We start from the raw sequence: 1,220 nt of genomic DNA on the forward strand, positions 1-1,220 counted from the left end.
ACCCTACCCACCCGACAAGTTTATGTCACCCGTGATGTTGGGGGAGACAGACATTTTGCAGGTTTTGGGGGCAGAAAAACGACTGATTTTGCCGATACTGCCCTTAATGCTGACCTATTGCCCGAAAATCTCTGGAAAAATGCCGATTATCTAGTGATGGGAACCCTAGGGTTAGCCTATCCCCCGGCGAGAGCTGCGATGATGCGCGCCCTCGAATTGGCTAAAATTTACGGGGTGAAAGTATTGGTCGATATCAACTGGCGACCGGTTTTTTGGCCTAATCTTGAGGCTGCCCCTGATATCATTCGAGATTTTATTGCCCAGGCCGATTTGCTCAAATGTAGCGAGGAAGAAGCAGCATGGTTATTTGGCACTGATACCCCCAGAGAAATATCATCACAATACCCCAATTTAGGGGCAATTCTGGTTACTGGCGGCGCAAAAGGGTGTAAATATCATTTAGGCGAAAATAGCGGTGCTGTCGAGGCTTTTTCTGGGGAGGTAGTGGATACAACTGGGGCAGGGGATGGCTTTGTGGCGGGTTTTTTGGCTCGTGCCGCTCTGGGAGGCGATCAAATCGAGGAAAATGCCGATTTAGCGCGTAAGGCGGTGATTTATGCCTGTGCGGTGGGGGCAATGGTGACAAGAAGAGCAGGAGCGATCGCATCCCAACCGACTCGGGAACAGGTGGAGGAGTTTCTAGCGGCCTTTGAATCCTAGTAATTAGCCCTTATTTGCCAGTTTTTTGGTCAAACCAGTCTAAAACCCGATTCCATGCCCACCAGCGATCGCTATCGCCCCACTGACGCTGACAGGATAAACTGCTGATATAACCCACATGACCGCCATAGTTGGTTAAGAGTAGATCCACGTGGGGATTATCAGCGATCGCTGCTTGCAGATCGGGAATGACTGCGGGGGAAAAGAGGGGATCATCGGCCGCGTAGAGGATAAAAGTGGGTTTAGTTAAGTAGGGTTGAAAGGGCAAGGGACTACTAGCGGCATAATAGTCAAAAACTGTCTCAAATCCTAAGTTTTTAATCACTAATTCTCGATCGAATCCTGCAATCGTGGTGGCGCGAGTAATTGCTTGGGGATCGATATGATCGGGATGAGCTTTATGGATGCGTTTGGCTAACTTGCGTAATTCCCTGGCGATCGCTTTTTCCAAATGTTTCCCCCAGGTATCCCGGACGAGATAGGATAAAGAACGATTAGAG

Annotated in this window: 1 protein-coding gene and 1 pseudogene; one reads left to right on the plus strand and one right to left on the minus strand. The window is 49.3% G+C overall.

Translation table 11 applies throughout. From position 1 onward, the window contains the following. The coding region (locus IQ242_RS25185) for a carbohydrate kinase (protein ID WP_193961837.1) at positions 1–720 on the plus strand (720 nt) is incomplete at its 5' end. A gap of 10 nt (positions 721–730) precedes the next feature. Here IQ242_RS25185 and IQ242_RS25190 read toward each other — a convergent pair. Then, positions 731–1,220: pseudogene (locus tag IQ242_RS25190) on the minus strand (esterase); the annotation flags it as partial.

Source organism: Microcystis sp. LEGE 08355, from assembly GCF_015207185.1.
Taxonomy (GTDB): Bacteria; Cyanobacteriota; Cyanobacteriia; order Cyanobacteriales; family Microcystaceae; genus Microcystis; species Microcystis panniformis.